Raw genomic sequence first — 18,935 nt, 5'->3', positions numbered from 1 at the left:
GGTGCGGACGTGCCGTTGGTCACCCTGCCGGGTGGGGCTACGCTTTCGCGGACACGAATTCCACCAACAAGGCGCCATCGGCGACCAGATCGCCTTCGGCCACCAGATAGGCCTGCACCGTGCCGTCGCTGGGGGCGTGCAAGGTGTGCTCCATCTTCATCGCTTCCATGACCACCAGCGCCTGCCCGCGCGTCACCGACTCGCCGACCGGCGCGGTCAGCGCCACGATGCGGCCGGGCATCGGGGCAGTCAGGCTGCCGCCGGCATGCGCCGGTTGATCGGCCTCCACCAGGGCATCGTGATGACGGAAGAGCGCACTGTGCCTGCCATCGCGCAAGGTCACCGCAGCGCCGTCGTGCAGCGCCTGTACGCGCCATTGCCGGCCGTCCAGCTCCACGCGCAACCCGTCGTCCTGCACGTGATACCGCAGCAGGTGGGTGGCATCGGCGTACCTCACCTCCCAGCCATCGGCGAGCGGACGCAACGCAAGCGCGCGGCGTTCACCGGCGGACTCCAGCGTCACGCTGCGCGCTGCATGCAGGCCGATGCGCCATCCGTCGCGGTTCTGCCACGGCGAGTACGGATCGGCCGGATCGTTGCGGGCAAGTGGCGCCTGTTCGGCAAGCAGCACCGCGGCCAGGCACCACCATGCAGGTTGCGGTACGGTTGCCTGCGGAAACAGCGCCGCCTGCTCGCGTTCGATCAGCGCGGTATCCAGATCGGCAGTCGCAAACGCATGAGTGCCGACCAGCCGCGCAAGGAAGGCGCTATTGGTGGTCACGCCCACTGCATGCACCTGCGCAAGCGCCTCGCGCATGCGTGCCAGTGCCGCCGGGCGGTCGATGTCCCAGACGATGAGCTTGGCGATCATCGGGTCGTAGTAAGGGCTGATGGTGTCGCCTTGCTCCACACCTGCGTCGATCCGCACATGCGCGCTGGTGGCCGGCAGCTGCAGCTGGCGCAGGGTGCCGGTAGAAGGCAGAAAACCGCGGTCGGCATCTTCGGCATACAGGCGTGCTTCCAGCGCATGGCCGTGGATGCGCAGCGCCTCCTGGCGTTGCGGCAACGGCCCGCCTGCGGCCACGCGCAGTTGCCATTCGACCAGATCGGTGCCGGTGATCAACTCGGTGACCGGGTGCTCCACCTGCAGCCGGGTGTTCATTTCCATGAAATAAAAATCGCCATCCGGCCCGGCGATGAACTCCACCGTGCCGGCGCCGACGTACCCCACCGCGCGCGCTGCATCCACGGCCGCCTTGCCCATCGCCGCACGACGTTGTTCGGTCATGCCCGGTGCGGGCGCTTCTTCCAGCACCTTCTGGTGCCGGCGCTGTACCGAGCAGTCGCGTTCGAACAGATACACCGCCTCGCCATGCGTATCGCCAAATACCTGGATCTCGATATGTCGCGGACGCTCGACGTATTTCTCCACCAGCACATGCGCATTGCCGAACGCCGATTGCGCCTCGCGCTGGCAACTGGCCAGTGCCTCCTCGAACGCGGCGCCGGCATCGACCCGGCGCATGCCCTTGCCGCCGCCACCGGCGCTGGCCTTGATCAGGACCGGGTAGCCGATGGCATCGGCTTGCGCACGCAGAAACGCGGGCGCCTGTTCGGGCCCGTGATAACCCGGCGTCAACGGCACGCCCGCACGTTCCATCACCGCCTTGGCCGCGCTCTTGTCGCCCATCGCGCGAATCGCGCTTGCCGGCGGGCCGATAAACACAACGCCGGCCTGCGCGCAGGCCTCGGCAAACGCGGCATTTTCAGACAGGAATCCGTAACCCGGATGAATCGCCTCGGCGCCACTGACGCGTGCCGCATCGAGAATCGCATCGCCGCGCAGGTAGCTCTGCTGCGCCGGTGCCGGGCCGAGATGGATCGCTTCGTCGGCCAGGCGCACATGCCGCGCATCGCGGTCTGCGTCCGAATACACCGCCACCGTGGCGATGCCGAGCCTGCGGCAGGTTGCAATGATGCGGCACGCGATCTCGCCGCGATTGGCGATCAGGATCTTGGCGAAGGGCCGCTGCGGTGATGTGGCGATCGAGTCGTGCTGTGTCATCGGGTCGGTCTCTGCACATCGCCGGCGTGGCCGGCACTCGTGCGATTAAGGTCGTGCGATTGAATGCGCGGATGTGGTGCGGACTACAAGCGGCAAGAGCGACGCAGACGCTGGAGACCGGCCGGATGCCGTCATCGGGTCCCACACGCTGCACGCGCGGTGATGGAGCGACCGCTGCACACAGCGCCAGGGCGCGTTGCCTCTCACATGCGAAACACGCCAAAACGCGTTGGCTCGATCGGCGCATTCAACGCCGCCGACAAGCCCAGGCCCAGCACGCGACGGGTATCGGCCGGGTCGATGATGCCATCGTCCCATAGCCGTGCGCTGGCGTAGTAAGGATGGCCTTGCTGTTCGAACTGCGCGCGGATCGGCGTCTTGAAGGCGTCTTCGTCGTCGCCGGACCATGTGCCGCCCTTGGCTTCGATGCCGTCGCGGCGCACCGTGGCCAACACGCTGGCCGCCTGCTCGCCGCCCATCACGCCGATGCGCGCGTTGGGCCACATCCACAGGAAATTGGGCGAATACGCGCGGCCGCACATGCCGTAGTTACCGGCACCGAACGAGCCGCCGATCACTACCGTGAACTTGGGCACCTTGGCGCAGGCCACCGCCATCACCAGCTTGGCGCCATCCTTGGCGATGCCGCCATGTTCGTACTTGCGCCCCACCATGAAGCCGGTGATGTTCTGCAGGAATACCAGCGGAATCCCGCGCTGCGTGCACAGCTCGATGAAGTGCGCGCCCTTGAGCGCCGACTCGGAGAACAGGATGCCGTTGTTGGCGATGATGCCCACCGGGTAGCCGTGCAGGTGCGCAAAGCCGGTGACCAGGGTGCTGCCATAGCGCGGCTTGAATTCGTCGAACTGCGAGTCGTCGACGATGCGCGCGATGACTTCGCGCACATCGAACGGCTTGCGCGTATCGGCGGGGATCACGCCATACAACTCGTCGGCGGCATGGCGCGGCGGCAACGGTGCCTGCATCGCCAGCGATGCAGGCGGCTTGCGCCAGTTGAGCTGCGCGATGATGGCGCGCACGCGGGCCAGCGCCTGCAGGTCATTGTCGGCGAAGTGATCGGCCACCCCGGAGATGCGCGTATGCACATCGGCACCGCCGAGTTCTTCGGCACTGACCTCTTCGCCGGTGGCCGCCTTGACCAGTGGTGGGCCACCGAGAAAGATCGTGCCTTGCTCGCGCACGATCACCGTTTCATCGCTCATCGCCGGCACGTAGGCACCGCCGGCGGTGCAAGAGCCCATCACGCAGGCGATCTGCGGGATGCCGTTGGCCGAGAGGTTGGCCTGGTTGTAGAAGATGCGCCCGAAGTGATCGCGATCAGGAAACACTTCATCTTGCAGCGGCAGGAATGCGCCGCCGGAATCGACCAGATAGATGCACGGCAAGCGGTTCTGCTGGGCGATTTCCTGCGCGCGCAGATGCTTCTTCACCGTCATCGGGTAATAGGTGCCGCCCTTGACGGTGGCATCGTTGGCCACGATCACGCATTCCACGCCAGACACGCGGCCGATGCCGGCCACCACGCCCGCGCACGGCACCTGATCGTCATACAGGCCGTGCGCCGCCAATGGCGCGATTTCCAGCAGCGCACTGCCCGCGTCCAGTAGCGCATCGATACGTGCGCGCACCAGTAGCTTGCCGCGTGCGACATGCTTTTGCCGTGCGGCCTCGCTGCCGCCGAGCGCGGTTTGCGCCAGGGTGCGACGCAAGTCATCGACCACCGCGCGCATCGCTGCGGCATTGGCCTGAAAGCTGTCGCTGCTGACCTGCAGCTGGCTGGTGATCACGCTCATGATGGCTCCGTCAGGCAGTGCGTTCGAACAGCTCGCGGCCGATCAACATACGGCGGATCTCCGAGGTGCCCGCACCGATCTCGTACAGCTTCGCATCGCGCCACAAGCGCCCGGTGGGATAGTCGTTGATGTAGCCGTTGCCGCCCAGCACCTGGATCGCCTGGCCGGTGAGCCAGGTCGCCTTTTCGGCCGCGTACAAGATCGCCCCGGCTGCATCCTGGCGCGTGGTGCGCCCCGCATCGCAGGCGCGCGCCACCGCATACACATACGCGCGGCAGGCATTGAGCCCCACGTACATGTCGGCCAGCTTGGCCTGCATCAACTGGAAGGTGCCGATCGGCTCGCCGAACTGCTTGCGCTCATGCACATACGGCAGCACCACATCCATCGCGGCGGCCATCAGCCCAAGCGGCCCACCGGCCAGCACCACGCGTTCGAAATCCAGCCCGGACATCAGCACGCGCACACCGCCGTTGAGCGTGCCCAGCACGTTTTCGGCCGGCACTTCGCAATCGGTGAACACCAGCTCGCAGGTGTTGGAGCCGCGCATGCCCAGCTTGTCGAGCTTCTGCGCGGTCGAAAACCCGGGCATGCCCTTTTCGACGATGAACGCGGTGATGCCGCGTGCGCCCGCATCCGGGTCGGTCTTGGCGTACACCACCAGCACGTCGGCATCGGGGCCATTGGTGATCCACATCTTGCTGCCGTTGAGCACGAAGCGGTCTCCGCGCGCGTCGGCGCGCAGCTTCATCGACACCACGTCCGAGCCGGAACCGGCTTCGCTCATCGCCAATGCGCCGACATGCTCGCCGCTGCAGAGTTTGGGCAGGTAGCGTTGCTTCTGTTCTTGACTGGCGTTCTTGCGCAGCTGGTTGAGGCACAGGTTGGAATGCGCCCCGTAGGACAGCCCGATGGCGCCGCCGGCGCGCGAGATTTCTTCCATCGCCACCACATGCGCCAGGTAGCCCATGCCGCTGCCGCCGTAGTCTTCTTCCACGGTCAGCCCGAGCAGGCCCTGTTCGCCGAACAGGCGCCACAGTTGCGACGGGAACACATTATCGTGATCGGCCGCAGCGGCGAGCGGGGCGATATGGTGACCGGCGAACGCGGCGACGCTCTCGCGCAGCAGATCGATCTCTTCACCAAGCTCGAAGTTCAAGGACGGCACATGCATGCAGCAACTCCACAAGGATCGGGACGTGCCGGGTGGGAGCGGGCGGGCCGCGCGGCGTATGTGGGGCAGCCTAGCGGTCTGCGACAAAAAAGTGAACTAAAATTCAACTATTGAACCAAGAATCACACCATGGCTTATCGACGCTCCGCCCTGATGGAAGAACGCCTGGCCTGCAACCGCGAACGCATCCTGCACGCGGCCCGTGCCCTGATCGCCGAAGGCGGCTATCGCAACGCCCCGATCACCGCGGTCGCGGCCGCCGCCGGCGTCTCGACCGGGCAGATTTATAGGCATTTCCCCTCCAAAGCCGAACTTTTCGTCGAAGTTCTCGACGCGGCGGTGCAGCGCGAGATGACCATCCTGCGCGCCATCACCACCACCGAGGCCAGCGCGGCCGAGCGCCTGCGCAGCGCGATTGCCACCTTCGTGCGGCGGGCGCTGGCCGGCCCGGCGCTGGCCTACGCCTTCATCGCCGAGCCGGTGGAAAGCGAGGTGGATGCCGAACGTATCCGCGGCCGTCGCCTGTTTGGCGAAGTGTTCCGGCAGCTGCTGGCCGAAGGCGTGGCAGCCGGGGAGTTCCCCGAGCAGCCGCTGGACGCGGCCGCGGCCTGCATCGTCGGCGCCTTTACCGAAGCCCTGGTCGGGCCGATTGCGCCAAGCCGGGGCGACCCGCAGCAGGGCGAGCACCTGGTGGAGGCGATCTGCGGCTTCTGCCTGCGCGCCGTCGGCGCACCTGCCCCGGCCTGACACTGCACTGACCACGTGTCTGGCTGTGCTGGATCAAGGTGAATTACTGTGCATATACTGTGCGCACTCCTTGTCAAGGCACATGTCATGGTCGCCGTCCTCAATCCCCTGTCCCTGACCGAGCGGCTGCGCGCGCCCGATCGCACCATCCTCTCGCCGTCGGCGATGGCAGGTCTGCTGGAGTTGTCGCAGCAGGAGCTGGCCGAGCTGGCCGGCGTGCATCGCAACAGCCTGCGCGTGCATCCGGAGAGTCCGCGCGTGCAGGATCTGCTGCGCAACCTGTCGCGCCTGTTGGTGGCGATGGCGCAGATTCAACCGGACGAGCAACAGCTGGTGTTCCATCTCAAAAACACGCCGATCCCCGCGTTCGAATTCGCCACGCTGCTGGAAGTGGTCAAACAAGGCCGCACCGACGACGCGCTGACGTATCTGCGGACCGTCGCCGCCGGGGCCGCGGGTTGAGGCTGAGCGCCCCGGCGCATTGCACGTTGTATCGCGCCTTCACGCCGCGCTGGGCCGCCGAACCGCTGAGCGGCGCAGGTGCCGCGCGATCCGGCGGGCGCTTCAATCGCTTCGGTCGGCCGGCGCTGTATCTGGCCATGGAACTGGACACGGCCGCCGCCGAATATGCGCAGGCGGCGCCGTTCCTGCCGCCGTTTACGCTGGTCAGCTATGCCGCCGAGTTGCCGGCACTGGCCGACCTGCGCCTGCTCGACTCGGATTGGGACGCGCTATGGGCCGACTGGACCGACGACTGGCGCAAGGCCCTGGTCAACAAGGTCGAACCGGTCAGCTGGGTGCTCGGCGATATGCTGCGCGAGGCGCTGATTCCCGGGGTGATCTTCCCGAGCATCGCGGCGCCCAAGGGCGTCAACGTGGTGCTGTTCCTGGACATGCTGCAGCCCGACCAGGTGCTACGCGTGCTTGACGATGGCCGTCTGCCGCGCGATGGCCGCAGCTGGGGCGACCCGTCGACAGTGGTGTAGTGGCAACGTGCGGCGGACAACTGCAGATCCTGCACCGGATGCACCGGACATCGTTGCCGCTGCGCTGCGAACACGCCGCTTGCCAATGTCCTGACGACTGCCTGGCCCGCAGGCATGTCCCATCATGCTGCTGACGCCAATGGCATCGTCAAGCGCTGCACACCAGCGCACTGCCGCCGCGACCACATCGCAAGCTGATTCAACCGGCCAGCAGCTGCGCCATGCCGGCCGCCACCGGTGCGAGGAGCGCCGCCGGCAGGATCGCCGCGCGTCGATACGGCAGCAGCCATAGCGATAGCGGTGCCGCCGCAGCGGTCAATGTCCCCAGCCACAGCACCGGCCCGATGCCCCAGCCCTGCGTCCATACCGCCAGGCCAAACGTGCACAGCAACAGCACCCAGCCGATACTGCGCAGCTGTCGCGTACGGGCAGCGCCCAGGCTGCGGCCGCGCACCTCGTGCTGGTGTTTTTCCATCGCCAGGCATAGCGCGGCAAACCCGGAAAAATTCAGCGCCAGCAACAGCAACACGCTCATGCGCCTTCCTGCACGGCAACGTTGGTTTGCGCCGCTGTCGCAGGCATGGTGGCGCGTGCACGGCGCGCTGCCGCCGATTGCGGCGCCTTCCACCGCTGCAGGCGCCAGCCGGCGATGCCAAGACACACGCCCAGACCCAGGCAGACCAGATCGATGCCGGCCAACGCCCATTGCCCGGCCGGCAGCGTCACGCCCAGATGCACGTCGGTGGTCGCTGTGTTCAGTAGCGGCACCAGTGCGAACAATGCCGCGCCCAGATACAGCTGCCAGCTCCACATCGCGCGACGCGGCCAGACGAACGCGGCCAGCAACGCAGCGCCCCAGGCGGCGAAGAACAGGTTTGCTTCCATCGCCGCACGCGATTCCAGCGCCACCGGCAACAGCCGGTTGGCCCAGAAGAAACTGGCAAAGGCGATCGGCAAGCCGGCCACCGTGCCGATGTTGAGCGCATCGACCAGGCGCAATCCAAACCCGATGCGGCCGGCCTTCAGATGCTTGGGCCGTTCTTTCACCGCCCACATCACCACGCCACTGGCCACCATCAGGCAGCCCAGCAACCCGGAACCGAAAAACAGCGCGCGTAACCAGGGGCCGGCGAAGTGCGCGATATGCAGGCCGACCATCACGCCGCGCGTTTCGCTCGCACCGCCGGGCGCGCTGCTGCGTTGCAGACGCGCACCGCTGACCGCGTCGTACAGGATGGACGGCGCGCTGGTGGACAGGTTGGCCGCCAGCTGGCTCACCCCGACCGCGGCATGCGCATCGTTGGGCAGCGACACCGCCACATTGCCGATGTCGGCCCCGCGCAGGTCGCGGCGCGCACGCTCCACAAACTGCTCCAGCGGCAGCATGCGCGCCGGCGTACCGGCTGCCTGCCGCGTGTCGGCCACGCGGTTGGCCGACTCGTCGTAGAAGCGCATCTCCTCGTCGGCATAACGCGCCTTGATGCCCCATGGCAGGTACATGAACATCAAGGTCACGATGCCGGTGTAGGTGATCATCGCGTGGTACGGCAACGCGGTCACCGCGCTGACATTATGGAAATCCAGCCACGAGCGCAGGCCCTTGCCCGGGCGGAACGTAAAGAAGTCCTTGAAGATCTTCTTGTGCGTGATCACGCCGCTGATGATCGCCACCAGCATGAACATCGCGCAGAAACCCACGATATAGCGCGCCCACAGCACCGGCACATAATGCAGATCGAAATGCAGCCGGTAGAAGAACTCGCCGCCCAGCGTGTCGCGCGCAGCGATCTCCTTGCCGGTGGCCGGGTCGATGATGGCATTGCCGTACATCTGGCGGCGACTGGCCGGTTTGCCATCGGCTGGCGCAGGGTTCTGCCAGTACATGCTCACCACCGGATTGCGCGTGTCCGGCAAGGTGATGTTCCAGCTCAGCGCGTCGGCCGCATGCGTCTGCAGATAGCGTTCGGCACTGCGCAGTGCTGTTTCCTTGCTTACCGTGGTGGTCGGTAGCTCTGGGCGCATCCAACGGCTGATTTCGTCGCGGTAATAACTGGCCGTGCCGCCCATGAAGATCAGCAGCAACACCCAGCCGACCAGCAGCCCGGTCCAGGTATGCAACCAGGCCATCGATTGGCGAAATCCCTGCTTCATGCCATACCCCGTTGCAGCAAGGCGGCCAACGCAAACATCAGCGCCGCCGGCACGGCGATGCCTGCCCAGGCACGCCAGACGCTGGCGGTGGCAAATGCCCACAGCGGCGCGCATGCGCACACCACGATGCCGATCAGCATGCTGGTCAACACCGCTTCGCTACGCGGCAACGGCAATGCCATTGCGAGCAAGAGATTGGTCGCGCTGGCCAGCGCATAGCCGCCGAAGATCGCCGCCAGCGTGCGCGCAAGCACGCCCAGCCACGGGCGCCGGAACCAGGGAAGCGACAGGGGTGGTGCGCTGGACATCAGGCGGGCGTGGATGCGCGAGAGCGATGCTTATTCGGCGACGAAGGTCAGCGTGCTGATGTGATGCACCATCGACACCTGCTTGCCGGCAATCTCACGCTTCACCGGCTCCTTGTTGTTGACCACCAGGATGTGGCGACCGGCGCGCAGTGCCGGCAGGGTCACCTGGCCCTTGGCGTCGGAGGTCAGCGTCTTCTGCCACTTCTGCGGGTCGATCACGGTGACCTCGGCCTTGGGCAGCGGCTTGTTGCGGTAGAGCACGGTCAGCGTGCTGCCATTGGCGCTGGTGGGTACCAGTTCCAGATCGAGCTTGGCTGCCGGCGTGCTGCGTCCGGCACGGGCGTAGTAGCTCACCGTCTCGAACCCGCCGGCTTCGCCCTTCCACGGCTCGAACACGCTGTCATCGCTCAGCCACGCATCGCCGGTACCGGACAGCGGCGCGGTGAGGAAGTCGTTGCCGCGCGTCAGGGCGCCAGCCTTGCCGGCGGCGCCGAACACGGTCGGCTTGACCACGCGCTTGATCTCGTCCTGGCCATGGTCGAGCGTTTCCTGCGCGGGCTCGCCGAAGAAGATGCGCACCGGCCCGCTGCCATCGCGTTCGATCCAGATTTCGTGGGCTTGGGCGGACAGACTGATGCTGGCCAAGGCCAGGCAGGACAGCAGGAAGGACTTCATCGCGGCGACTCCTCGTAGACGGGACCGGGCGAGGCGGGGTGCGCGTCACCGTGGATTGATGGGAATGATACGCAATTCCCTTCGGCGAGACCAACGTGCCATGCGGCATTGCGGCAATTCGTCGGCGGGCGCGAGCGTGGCTGCATACAGGAGCGACTGCCCGTCAGGGCGCAGCGCACATCGCGGCAAAAACTGTCATGCACGCTGGTCAGACTGGCATGAACTGTGCTCTATACTCCGGCGCTAGCAGAGGTCTTCGACCAACAGCCAGGGGTGAGCGCGTGCGGAATTACGACCTCGAGTTCCTGAAAAAATTCTCGATGGTGATCGGTTTACTGGTGGTGATCACCCTGGGCTTGATTGCCCTGGCAGCCTATTTGCAACGTGCCATTCCCGATGAGGTCTCGCCGACTGCCGCCAAGCGCGTGCAGCAACGCATCGCACCGGCCGGGGCGGTCTATGCCGGTACCACCGGTGCCGCCGCACAGGCGGCGGCCCAGGCAGCAGCGCTGGCCAAGGCGTCCTCGCAGTCCGCCTACGGTGGTACCACCGACGGCAAGACCATCTTCGACAATCTGTGCACCGCCTGCCACACCACCGGCGTGGGCAAGGCGCCGACGCTGGACCATTCGCACTGGGATGCACGCATCGCCCAGGGCAAGGACACCTTGTACAAGCACGCGATCGAGGGCTACACCGGCCCGGACGGCGGCATCATGCCGCCCAAGGGCGGCAATCCGGCGCTGACCGAAGAACAGGTGCGTGCCACCGTCGACTGGATGCTGGGCAATCTGAAATAAGCCGCTGCGGTGTCGGGCCTGGCGAAGGATCGGCCCGTGCCCGCTGCGATGCGGGCCTCCGTCGAGGTTGCCTGTGGTGTCGGTTCGGCCTCGCTGCACGGGCTGCCCGCGAAGCGCCGCGCGACAACCGCGCTCACCGGCGGCGATTGGCTGGCACCGATCTGTCGACGGATGATCTGGCGGCGCATCGCTGCGTTTTGTTAGCCTGCTTCTGCGCCCCTGCCATCACGCGCCGCCTTCCGGGCGGCGTTTGCGTTTGATCCATCTTCTGGAGTGTTTCGATGTCGCGTTGCCCGCTGCTTGTGCTCGGTGTGATCGGTTTGCTGGCGCCGCTGCTGTGTGGCGCTGCCGATAGCGCGCCGCAGCGTCTGTCGATTGCCGATGTACAGGGCGAGGACAGCCGCAGCCCCTACGACGGTCGCGTGGTCGAGCTCGAAGGCATCGTCACTGCCGATACGCGAACCGGGCTGGCCGGCCTGTTCGTGCAGCAGCCCGGCTTCGAGCCGCGGCGCTCGCATGGGCTGTTCGTCACCGGCGCCGGCAACGCCGAGCTGGCGGTGGGCGATCGCGTCCGCATCGTCGGCACGGTGCGCGAGGTGTCGGCAGGCGGCGAAGCGAGCATGACCACGCTGGATGCCAGCAGCATCGAGCGGCTCGCCGGCGGCCAGCCGGTACCGGTGCGCATGCTCAGCGGGCCGCCAGCCAACTGGGAAGCGCTGGAAGGCGAGCACGTGCGCATCGCTGCGCTGACGCTCAACGGCAGCGACCGCCTGGACACCTATGGCGAGCTGGTCGCCGCCTTCGGCGGGCGGCTGTGGCAGCCGAGCGAAGTGGCCGCCGCCGGCACGCCGGCCTTTGCCCAGGTCGAAGCGGAAAATGCACGCCGCCGCGTGCTGCTGGACGATGCGCGCAACGGACGCAGCCCCAAGACGGTGTCGTATCTGCAGCCCGATGCGGCGCTGCGCAGCGGCAGCCTGCTCAAGTCGGTGGATGGCATCGTCGACCAACGCTATGACGGCCAATACCGCATCCAGGTGCTGAACCCGTTGACGCTGCCGGCCATGCCGACTGCGGTGGCGCCGCAGGTGGGCGGCGATCTGCGCATCGCCTCGTTCAATCTGGAGAACTTCTTCAACGGCAATGGGCGTGGCGGCGGTTTCCCGACCAAGCGCGGTGCGCGAACGCATGAGCAATTTCAGGCGCAGCTGGCCAAGCTGGTTGCCACCATCATGCCGTTGCAGGCCGACGTGGCCGCGCTGATGGAACTGGAAAACGACGGCAACGGTGCCGATGCAGCCGTCGCGCAGCTGGTTGCCGCGCTCAACGCCGCAGGCAAGGACAAGGACTGGCAGTTCGTCGATACCGGCAGCGGCCCGGGCGAGGACGCGATCCGGGTCGGCATGATCTATCGCAGCACGCAGGTCACCCCGGTGGGCAAGCCGGCCACGCTGACCGGCGGGCCGTTCGACAACCACAGCCGCGTGCCGTTGGCGCAAGCCTTCCGCAGTAGCCGCGGCGCGACCTTCGTGGTGGTCGCCAACCACTTCAAGTCCAAAGGTTGCGGTACCGCCAGCGGCGCCGATGCCGACCAGCGCGACGGTCAGGCCTGCTGGAATGCCACGCGCACCGAATCGGCCAAGCGCCTGCACCAATGGCTGCAGACCGACCCGACCGGCGCGCAGACCAAGCTGGCCGTGTTGCTGGGCGACTTCAACGCCTACGCCATGGAAACGCCGATGCGCAGCCTGCGTGCCAGCGGCTGGCAGGACGCCTTCGCAGTGGCCGGCGTGAAGCAGCCTTACAGCTACGTCTACGACGGCATGAGCGGGCGCCTGGACCATGCCTTGCTCAGCCCGGCGATGGCCAAGCAACTGCGTGGCGCCGTGGAATGGCACGTCAATGCCGATGCGATGGACGACGCCGGCTATGCCAAGCGCAACCTCCCCGGCCCGTGGCGCAGTTCCGACCACGACCCGGTCCTGCTGGGCTTTTCGTTGTAGCGCGGATTTGCCACCAGATGCCAAGAGCTGTGCCCGGGCGCAGTCCGCTGCCTCAATGGCGATTGAGGGGAGGCGTGCCTTTGACGTTCAATGCATTTCATCTGACACGCATGACACGCGTCACGGCAAAGGGAAATCGTCCATGCGGGGACCACCAAAACATTACACGTTAATACTGCTCGGCTCACTGGCGACAGGGTGCGGTCAGTCGAACCACGGTCATGACGACGCGCAGCGATCCCCGGCCAGCGGCGGGACGCCCCTAGCATCGGAGCAGACGCGGACAAACGCGGACTACGCCACGGAGGTCAACTGCCCGCCACAGCGATATGCCGACGTCAGCACATTGGGCGAGAAGCAACTCGATCCTCTGTATGCGATTGCGACATTTGCTCTGGATGGAAAGCTGACCAGAGAAGAGTTCGACTCCAACCCTCGCTACGCAGAGATTGCTCTTTCTGGCGCGGAGTTCCTTGCCACAACGGATGTCGCCATCAGAGGAATTGTGGATGTCACGGGCACACCACCACTTTCCATGGCTAACGCGGCCAAGCTCGCTTCGAAACTTGCCAGCATAAAAGTGAAAGGCCGGTATGCGAGAACGGGCGCAATGGGAACCCTGCAGGCCAAGATCAAGACATGCTTGCTGATGATCAAAAATGACTTGCCTTAGGCCTCACAGGTCACTTAAGCCGCCCCAACTCTGCAGGCTGGCGTAATTCAGGCGCTAGCTCGGGCAATGCCTGGCTTTGCGACGCAGTCGCAGATTGAGCAGGTGCGCGCTGGCCAGTAGCAGGCTGCCGGTGACCGTGATGGGGGTTTCCAGGGTGCCGCCTGCAATGCCGCTTGCGCCCAGTGCCAGGCCGGCCAGTCCCACGCCCGCCAGGGTCCACACCGACGCCGGCAGCGCGTGGCGCCGATGCGTGCTCCACAGCGCGTAGCTGCTCAGCGGGACTGCCGCGGCGGCGAACACCACGTGCACCCACTCGGCACGCGTCCATGCGCCCAGCAGCGGAAGCGCGGCGGCCAGCAGGGGCAGTGCCAGGCAATGCAGCAGGCACAGGCCGGACAAGGCGATGGCCGAGGTATCGAAGAAAGAAGCGGTTGCACGCATGGCCCAGTCCCGTCGAATAAGTGTTATATAGTAACACTTCATCCCCTCGAGGCTGCCTGGATGTCCCTGTCCCCCGTCCGCGATCCGCGTCTTCCCGTCACCGTGCTGTCCGGTTTCCTGGGTGCCGGCAAGACCACCTTGCTCAACCGCATCCTGCACAACCGCGAGGGCCTGCGCGTGGCGGTGATCGTCAACGACATGAGCGAGATCAATATCGATGCGCAGCTGGTACGCGACGGCGGTGCGGCATTGCGGCGGACCGAAGAAACGCTGGTGGAGTTCAGCAACGGCTGCATCTGCTGCACGCTGCGCGACGACCTGCTGCAGGAAGTACGGCGGCTGGCCGAACAGAAGCGCTACGACTATCTGCTGATCGAATCGACCGGCATCGCCGAACCGATGCCGGTCGCTGCGACCTTTGCGGTGCGCGATGCGGACGGCTTCAGCCTGTCCGATATCGCCCGCCTGGACACCATGGTGACGGTGGTGGACGGCAGCCGCTTTCTGGAGGATTTCGGCTCGGCTGCCACGCTGGCCGAGCTGGGGCAACAAGCTGGTCCGGACGACACGCGCGGCGTGGTGCAACTGCTGGGCGAGCAGGTGGAGTTCGCCGATGTGCTGGTGATCAGCAAGTGCGACCGTATCGATGCATCGCAGTTGCAGCGTCTGCGCGCGGTGTTGCGTGCACTCAATCGCGACGCGGCGATCGTGGATGCGGCGCACGGCGATGTGCCGTTGCATCAGCTGCTCGATACCCGGCGCTTCGATTTCACCCGCGCGCAGCTGGCGCCGGGCTGGATGCAGGAGCTGCGCGGGCAGCACACACCGGAGACCGAGGAATACGGCATCAGCAGTTTCGTGTATCGCGCACGTCGGCCGTTCCACCCGCAGCGATTCGCGCGCATGGTGCACAGCGGGTTGCCGCAGGTGATCCGCAGCAAGGGCTTCTTCTGGCTGGCCAGCCGCATGGATTGGGTGGGCGAATTGTCCAGCGTCGGCGGCGCAACCCAGACCAATGCCGCCGGCTTCTGGTTCGCCGCGCGCCACCGTGTGGATGCGCAGGTGATCGGACAGCCGGCGCACACCGGCATGACCCCGTTGCCCTACACCGATATCGGCTGGCAGCGGCAGCAGATGCAGTGCTGGACCGCGCCGCTGCCGCAACTGCATGAAGTGGGCGATCCCGCCGAATACGCGGCCATGCAGCGGCTCTGGCACCCGCTCTGGGGCGACCGCCGTCAGGAACTGGCGGTGATCGGTGTGGAGATGGATGCACCGCGCACGCGCGCGGCGCTGGATGCCTGCCTGCTCAGCGATCAGGAACTGCGTCAGGGCCCGGCGCACTGGCAGCTGCTGGACGACCCGTTCCCGCAGTGGGAGCGTTGAGGTCTGCGCGCGCTGTCATGCCGATGTCGGTGGCGCAGGCATGACGGCCGCAAAACGAGGCAACTGGGCCCTCAGCGCGAGCCCTGGGCAATCAGCGCAATCGCCAGCACCGCCAATCCCAGACCCACGCGCGTCCAGCGCGTGGTGCGCTCGCCAAACAATGCGATGCCGGCCAGCGCGCCCAATGCCACCACACCGATGTTCATCGTCGCAAAGACCGTGGCGGGGCTGTGCGGCAGATGTTGGTGGGCGCGCACGTAAAACAGGATGTTGCCGAAATTGAGCACGCCCAGCAGCAGCCCGGCAGCCATGCTGCGCGGATGCAGCCGATGGCCGCGCCGCATCCGCACCAGCTGCACGCACAGCAGTAGCCCGAACGCGATTGCAAAGCACAGCGTCAGCGCAGTGAGCGAGGTGGTGCCCGAAAGCGCAATCGTCTTGAGCAGGATGTCGATCAGCGCAAAGCCCACCCACACGCCCAACAGCCAGGGCCAAGCACGGGTCTGCGTGCCGATGGTAGATGCAGGCTCGACCGTCGACGGCGCATGCGCGCGCTGCACGATGCCGACCATCGCCAGCAATCCCACGCCCAGCCCTGCCAGCTTCCAGGGGCCGGCGTCTTCGCCGAAGACGGTAAACGCTGCCGCCAGCGACAACAGCAGCGACAGCCGTTGCGCCACGTCGGTGCGCACGATGCCGGCCACGCGCACCGAGCGCGCCAGCACCAGGAAAATGCTCGGCAACGCAATCGCCAGGCCCACCAGTGCCAGCCACGGCGTGGTCGCTGCGCCCAGGGTGGAAAGCGCAGGGTTCAGCAGTGCCACGGACAGCACGCAGGCGGCGGCGTAATTCCAGGTAATGGCCTGAAACACGTCGATATCCCGGCGCGGTGCCAGCTTCAACAACACCGACACCAGAACACTGCAGACAACGGCAAACAGCAGAAAATGCATGGGCAACGCAACGAAGTGTGCAGGCAGGGCGATGAACGCGGCCGGCGGGGCGGCTATTATGAGGGCATGTCCAATCCCCCATTCCCTACCGAATCGGCAACGTTGACGCTGGACGGGCCGGTCGGTCCGCTCGATGTCGCGGTCGATCTGCCCGAGCCGGACGTTGTCGCGCAACCGGTCACCGCCATTTTCTGCCACCCGCTCTCCACCGAGGGCGGCAGCATGCACAACAAGGTCGTCACCATGGCTGCGCGCGCGCTGCGCGAGCTGGGCATCACCGTGGTGCGCTTCAATTTCCGCAGCGTGGGTACCTCTGCCGGCAGCTTCGATCACGGCGATGGCGAGCAGGACGATCTGCGCGCGGTTGCCGACTGGGTGCGTGCACAACGGCCCGGCGACACGCTCTGGCTGGGCGGTTTCAGTTTCGGCGCGTACGTATCATTGCGTGCTGCCGGCGCGCTCGCCCCACAGGTGCTGATCTCGATCGCACCGCCGGCCGGGCGCTGGGATTTCAGCGACGTGCAACCGCCGGCGCAGTGGCTGGTGATCCAGGGCGATGCCGACGAAATCGTCGACCCGCAAGCGGTCTACGACTGGCTGGAGACCCTGGAGCAGCAGCCCGAGCTGGTGCGCATGCCCGATACCAGCCATTTCTTCCACCGCAAACTGATCGACCTGCGCGGTGCGATCCAGCATGGTGTCCGGCGCTGGTTGCCGGCCGCTGTCTGACTGCGGCATGGGCCACGCGTATCGCCTGGCGATACGCCGTTGAGCGGGCAAGGCAGCAGCCGGCCCGCGGAGAACACGATGAGTGAGATGACCCCGTCGCAGCGCTACGCCGCCGGCGTACAACGCGGCGACTGGCGCGCCGACCCCGCCCAAAAGGCGGCCCTGGCGGAACTGGACCGTATCCACGAGGCCTTGGTGGACAGCGCGCAGGACGGCTGGCTGGACCGGCTGTCGGCGTTCTGGAAAAAGCCCGAGCCGGTGCGCGGCCTGTACTTCTGGGGTGGGGTGGGGCGCGGCAAGACCTTCCTGGTCGACCTGTTCTACGACGGTCTGCCGATCAAGCAGAAATACCGCACGCACTTCCACCGTTTCATGCGCGGGGTGCACGAGCAATTGCGCGAGCATGCCGGGCAAAGCGATCCGCTGGCCAAGATCGCGCAGCAGTGGCGCGAGAATCTGCGCGTGCTGGTGCTGGACGAATTCTTCGTCACCGACATCGGCGATGCGATGCTGCTGGCGCGCCTGCTGGAGCGCCTGTTCGCCGAAGGCGTGACCCTGGTGACCACCTCCAATACCGCGCCGGAAAACCTCTACGCCAACGGTCTGCAGCGCGACAGCTTCATGCCGGCGATCGGCCTGCTGCAGAAGTTCTGCGTGGAACTCTATGCCGAAGGCACCGAGGACTACCGCATGCGCGCACTCACGCGCTCGCCGGTGTATCGCGCGCCGCTGGATGCGCAAGCCGATGACTGGCTGCTGCAGCGCTGGAGCGAATTGAGCGGCAATGCCGAGGCACGCGGCGGCAATATCGAAATCGAGGCGCGCAAGATCGCGGTGCGCGCACGTGGCAAGAGCATTGCCTGGTTCGATTTCGCCGCGCTGTGCGAAGGCCCGCGCGGCCCGGCGGACTACATCGAGATCGCACGCGAGTTCACCACCGTGCTGCTGGGTGGCATTCCGCATTTCGATCGCATGAACGAAGATGCCGCGCGGCGCTTCGTCAACCTGATCGACGAGCTCTACGACCGCCATGTCAACCTGGTCTGCACCGCGCAGGACGCACCGCCGGCGCTGTACAGCGGGCAGCGCCTGGCCGGTGCTTTCGAGCGCACCGCTTCGCGTTTGATCGAAATGCAAAGCGCCGAGTATCTTGCGACGGCGCATCGGGCGTGAGCGCACGCGCGCGCCCTGCGCCGGGGCGCTACAAGATCAACGTCACCGACCAAGATGGCGGTTTTGGCCAGTTTGGCGGTGGCGCATGGTTGAACGATAGGGCGTTGTGGCCCTGCGACCCGTCGACCGACCAACCGATGCTGCCGATCGTCATGCTGACCGACCTGTTCCTGCCCAGCCCCTGGCTGCCCGAGGGCATGGCGGTCACGGTGTTCGCGGCGATCGAATGGCAAGGCGACCGCTACAGCCGGGCCGCGTTGCGCAAGTTCACCATCCATCAGCAGGGCGAACTGGACACCATCGCGTCGGTCCATAGCAAGGTGCTGTTGCACCGTCGTGCCGCGCAGGAACTGGCCTGTGACGCGGGGATGCTGCCGCGGTACTACGTGGGGCTGCAGTCGTTCGATGATCACGATCACGCCGAAGAGCTGGGCGACGCCGACAATGGGGCGGGGATGAGCAAGCAGCTGGGTCGGCCGTGCTGGCTGCAGGACGCGATTGCCGAGCACCCGCGTCACTATTTCCTTGCCCAGTTCGTCGAGTCGCAGTTGCGGCGTACCGATGCAGCCTATGACGGCCTCTTTGCCGACGGCATGGGCTACCTGTTCGCAGAGCATCGCGCCAACGTCCTGCGCGAGGGCGATACCGCAGGCTATTTCTTTATCCAGTTCACCTGAGTCCAGGCGCGGATCGCCGGTCCGAGCCATGGGTGCTCGGCCGCCGCGGCGACGCGCGTCATGCGCAGGGCTCGCCCGAGAGGCCATGGCAGCAGATGCGCAGCGGACACCGGCTACCTGGTGCTGCCAACAAGCCACACTGCACCGCCGCGGCGCGGACCGATGCCTGAGATCGGCACGTCA

At 66.2% G+C, this 18,935-nt stretch carries 19 protein-coding genes; 10 read left to right on the top strand and 9 right to left on the bottom strand.

The features are described from left to right. Positions 1-37 precede the first annotated feature (37 nt). The 3 genes from FHY19_RS21790 to FHY19_RS21780 form a co-directional block, all read right to left on the bottom strand. Positions 38-2,065 (bottom strand): acetyl/propionyl/methylcrotonyl-CoA carboxylase subunit alpha, encoded by a 2,028-nt coding sequence (locus FHY19_RS21790; protein ID WP_259168543.1) that lies wholly within the window; start codon positions 2,063-2,065, stop codon positions 38-40. Between the two features lie 203 nt (positions 2,066-2,268). After that, positions 2,269-3,879, bottom strand: coding sequence for a carboxyl transferase domain-containing protein (locus FHY19_RS21785; RefSeq protein WP_259168542.1), 1,611 nt, complete (start codon positions 3,877-3,879; stop codon positions 2,269-2,271). Positions 3,880-3,889: 10 nt separating this feature from the next. Next, on the bottom strand, positions 3,890-5,053 hold the full coding sequence (locus FHY19_RS21780; RefSeq protein WP_259168541.1) for an isovaleryl-CoA dehydrogenase: 1,164 nt from the start codon (positions 5,051-5,053) through the stop codon (positions 3,890-3,892). Positions 5,054-5,182: 129 nt separating this feature from the next. On the opposite strand from FHY19_RS21780, the gene FHY19_RS21775 reads away from it, so the two are divergent. The 3 genes from FHY19_RS21775 to FHY19_RS21765 all read left to right on the top strand — a co-directional run bounded on the left by FHY19_RS21775 (position 5,183) and on the right by FHY19_RS21765 (position 6,786). Then, entirely contained in the window at positions 5,183-5,800 is a 618-nt protein-coding gene (locus tag FHY19_RS21775) for a TetR/AcrR family transcriptional regulator (protein WP_259168540.1), read from the top strand. An 87-nt stretch (positions 5,801-5,887) separates the two neighbouring features. Next, the gene (locus tag FHY19_RS21770) at positions 5,888-6,262 is read left to right on the top strand and encodes a DNA-binding protein (protein ID WP_104611827.1); all 375 of its coding nucleotides are present in this window, start codon (positions 5,888-5,890) and stop codon (positions 6,260-6,262) included. Further along, positions 6,259-6,786, top strand: coding sequence for an RES family NAD+ phosphorylase (locus FHY19_RS21765; protein WP_259168539.1), 528 nt, complete (start codon positions 6,259-6,261; stop codon positions 6,784-6,786). Before FHY19_RS21770 ends, FHY19_RS21765 begins: the two co-directional genes overlap by 4 nt. Before the next feature lie 199 nt (positions 6,787-6,985). On the opposite strand, the gene FHY19_RS21760 is transcribed toward FHY19_RS21765, so the two are convergent. From FHY19_RS21760 to FHY19_RS21745, 4 genes are read right to left on the bottom strand one after another with little or no spacing between them, the layout of a single operon-like run. Next, positions 6,986-7,321 carry a DUF3325 domain-containing protein gene (locus FHY19_RS21760; protein WP_259168538.1) on the bottom strand — a complete coding sequence of 112 codons (336 nt, stop codon included), beginning with the start codon at positions 7,319-7,321 and terminating at the stop codon, positions 6,986-6,988. Next, positions 7,318-8,937, bottom strand: a complete 1,620-nt coding sequence (locus tag FHY19_RS21755; RefSeq protein WP_259168537.1) for a PepSY-associated TM helix domain-containing protein — start codon at positions 8,935-8,937, stop codon at positions 7,318-7,320. Before FHY19_RS21755 ends, FHY19_RS21760 begins: the two co-directional genes overlap by 4 nt. Continuing rightward, positions 8,934-9,245 carry a DUF3649 domain-containing protein gene (locus tag FHY19_RS21750; protein ID WP_259168536.1) on the bottom strand — a complete coding sequence of 104 codons (312 nt, stop codon included), beginning with the start codon at positions 9,243-9,245 and terminating at the stop codon, positions 8,934-8,936. Before FHY19_RS21750 ends, FHY19_RS21755 begins: the two co-directional genes overlap by 4 nt. Positions 9,246-9,275: 30 nt before the next feature. Further along, on the bottom strand, positions 9,276-9,920 hold the full coding sequence (locus tag FHY19_RS21745; RefSeq protein ID WP_259168535.1) for a DUF4198 domain-containing protein: 645 nt from the start codon (positions 9,918-9,920) through the stop codon (positions 9,276-9,278). A gap of 281 nt (positions 9,921-10,201) precedes the next feature. Between FHY19_RS21745 and FHY19_RS21740 the strand changes: the two genes are divergently transcribed. The 3 genes from FHY19_RS21740 (at position 10,202) to FHY19_RS21730 (ending at position 13,393) form a co-directional block, all read left to right on the top strand. Beyond that, positions 10,202-10,720: a c-type cytochrome gene (locus tag FHY19_RS21740; protein WP_039412147.1), complete on the top strand. Its 519-nt coding sequence runs from the start codon at positions 10,202-10,204 to the stop codon at positions 10,718-10,720. A gap of 281 nt (positions 10,721-11,001) precedes the next feature. Further along, positions 11,002-12,720, top strand: coding sequence for an ExeM/NucH family extracellular endonuclease (locus FHY19_RS21735; RefSeq protein ID WP_259168534.1), 1,719 nt, complete (start codon positions 11,002-11,004; stop codon positions 12,718-12,720). A 142-nt stretch (positions 12,721-12,862) separates the two neighbouring features. After that, positions 12,863-13,393 (top strand): hypothetical protein, encoded by a 531-nt coding sequence (locus tag FHY19_RS21730; RefSeq protein WP_259168533.1) that lies wholly within the window; start codon positions 12,863-12,865, stop codon positions 13,391-13,393. 54 nt (positions 13,394-13,447) lie between these two features. Here FHY19_RS21730 and FHY19_RS21725 read toward each other — a convergent pair whose 3' ends face one another. Further along, on the bottom strand, positions 13,448-13,834 hold the full coding sequence (locus tag FHY19_RS21725; RefSeq protein WP_259168532.1) for a MerC family mercury resistance protein: 387 nt from the start codon (positions 13,832-13,834) through the stop codon (positions 13,448-13,450). Between the two features lie 60 nt (positions 13,835-13,894). Here FHY19_RS21725 and FHY19_RS21720 point away from each other — a divergent pair, with 60 nt between their 5' ends. Next, a complete protein-coding gene (locus FHY19_RS21720; RefSeq protein WP_259168531.1) occupies positions 13,895-15,220 on the top strand; it encodes a GTP-binding protein in 1,326 nt (441 codons plus the stop codon). 71 nt (positions 15,221-15,291) lie between these two features. Here the strand turns inward: FHY19_RS21720 and FHY19_RS21715 are convergent, their stop codons facing one another. Further along, the gene (locus FHY19_RS21715; protein ID WP_259168530.1) at positions 15,292-16,173 is read right to left on the bottom strand and encodes an EamA/RhaT family transporter; all 882 of its coding nucleotides are present in this window, start codon (positions 16,171-16,173) and stop codon (positions 15,292-15,294) included. A gap of 66 nt (positions 16,174-16,239) precedes the next feature. Between FHY19_RS21715 and FHY19_RS21710 the strand changes: the two genes are divergently transcribed. The 3 genes from FHY19_RS21710 (at position 16,240) to FHY19_RS21700 (ending at position 18,752) form a co-directional block, all read left to right on the top strand. Further along, positions 16,240-16,902, top strand: a complete 663-nt coding sequence (locus tag FHY19_RS21710) for an alpha/beta hydrolase (RefSeq protein WP_259168529.1) — start codon at positions 16,240-16,242, stop codon at positions 16,900-16,902. 78 nt (positions 16,903-16,980) lie between these two features. After that, positions 16,981-18,075, top strand: a complete 1,095-nt coding sequence (zapE, locus tag FHY19_RS21705; RefSeq protein WP_259159447.1) for a cell division protein ZapE — start codon at positions 16,981-16,983, stop codon at positions 18,073-18,075. Then, positions 18,072-18,752 carry a hypothetical protein gene (locus FHY19_RS21700; protein WP_259168528.1) on the top strand — a complete coding sequence of 227 codons (681 nt, stop codon included), beginning with the start codon at positions 18,072-18,074 and terminating at the stop codon, positions 18,750-18,752. The genes zapE and FHY19_RS21700 overlap by 4 nt, the downstream gene beginning before the upstream one ends. The last annotated feature ends 183 nt before the right edge of the window (positions 18,753-18,935 follow it).

It is taken from the genome of Xanthomonas sp. 4461, assembly GCF_024806475.1.
In the GTDB taxonomy this organism is placed as follows: domain Bacteria; phylum Pseudomonadota; class Gammaproteobacteria; order Xanthomonadales; family Xanthomonadaceae; genus Xanthomonas; species Xanthomonas arboricola_F.
The sequence above is the reverse complement of the archived record's forward strand: the minus strand, read 5'-3'. Positions and strand labels throughout refer to the sequence as shown.

Bases quoted from the DNA above. Each gene is read 5' to 3' on its own strand.
- FHY19_RS21780 (WP_259168541.1), bottom strand. From the start codon at position 5,053: ATGCATGTGCCGTCCTTGAACTTCGAGCTTGGTGAAGAGATCGATCTG.
- FHY19_RS21735 (WP_259168534.1), top strand. From the start codon at position 11,002: ATGTCGCGTTGCCCGCTGCTTGTGCTCGGTGTGATCGGTTTGCTGGCG.
- FHY19_RS21715 (WP_259168530.1), bottom strand. From the start codon at position 16,173: ATGCATTTTCTGCTGTTTGCCGTTGTCTGCAGTGTTCTGGTGTCGGTG.
- FHY19_RS21745 (WP_259168535.1), bottom strand. From the start codon at position 9,920: ATGAAGTCCTTCCTGCTGTCCTGCCTGGCCTTGGCCAGCATCAGTCTG.
- FHY19_RS21750 (WP_259168536.1), bottom strand. From the start codon at position 9,245: ATGTCCAGCGCACCACCCCTGTCGCTTCCCTGGTTCCGGCGCCCGTGG.
- zapE (WP_259159447.1), top strand. From the start codon at position 16,981: ATGAGTGAGATGACCCCGTCGCAGCGCTACGCCGCCGGCGTACAACGC.
- FHY19_RS21720 (WP_259168531.1), top strand. From the start codon at position 13,895: ATGTCCCTGTCCCCCGTCCGCGATCCGCGTCTTCCCGTCACCGTGCTG.
- FHY19_RS21755 (WP_259168537.1), bottom strand. From the start codon at position 8,937: ATGAAGCAGGGATTTCGCCAATCGATGGCCTGGTTGCATACCTGGACC.
- FHY19_RS21710 (WP_259168529.1), top strand. From the start codon at position 16,240: ATGTCCAATCCCCCATTCCCTACCGAATCGGCAACGTTGACGCTGGAC.
- FHY19_RS21790 (WP_259168543.1), bottom strand. From the start codon at position 2,065: ATGACACAGCACGACTCGATCGCCACATCACCGCAGCGGCCCTTCGCC.
- FHY19_RS21770 (WP_104611827.1), top strand. From the start codon at position 5,888: ATGGTCGCCGTCCTCAATCCCCTGTCCCTGACCGAGCGGCTGCGCGCG.
- FHY19_RS21785 (WP_259168542.1), bottom strand. From the start codon at position 3,879: ATGAGCGTGATCACCAGCCAGCTGCAGGTCAGCAGCGACAGCTTTCAG.
- FHY19_RS21775 (WP_259168540.1), top strand. From the start codon at position 5,183: ATGGCTTATCGACGCTCCGCCCTGATGGAAGAACGCCTGGCCTGCAAC.
- FHY19_RS21760 (WP_259168538.1), bottom strand. From the start codon at position 7,321: ATGAGCGTGTTGCTGTTGCTGGCGCTGAATTTTTCCGGGTTTGCCGCG.
- FHY19_RS21725 (WP_259168532.1), bottom strand. From the start codon at position 13,834: ATGCGTGCAACCGCTTCTTTCTTCGATACCTCGGCCATCGCCTTGTCC.
- FHY19_RS21730 (WP_259168533.1), top strand. From the start codon at position 12,863: ATGCGGGGACCACCAAAACATTACACGTTAATACTGCTCGGCTCACTG.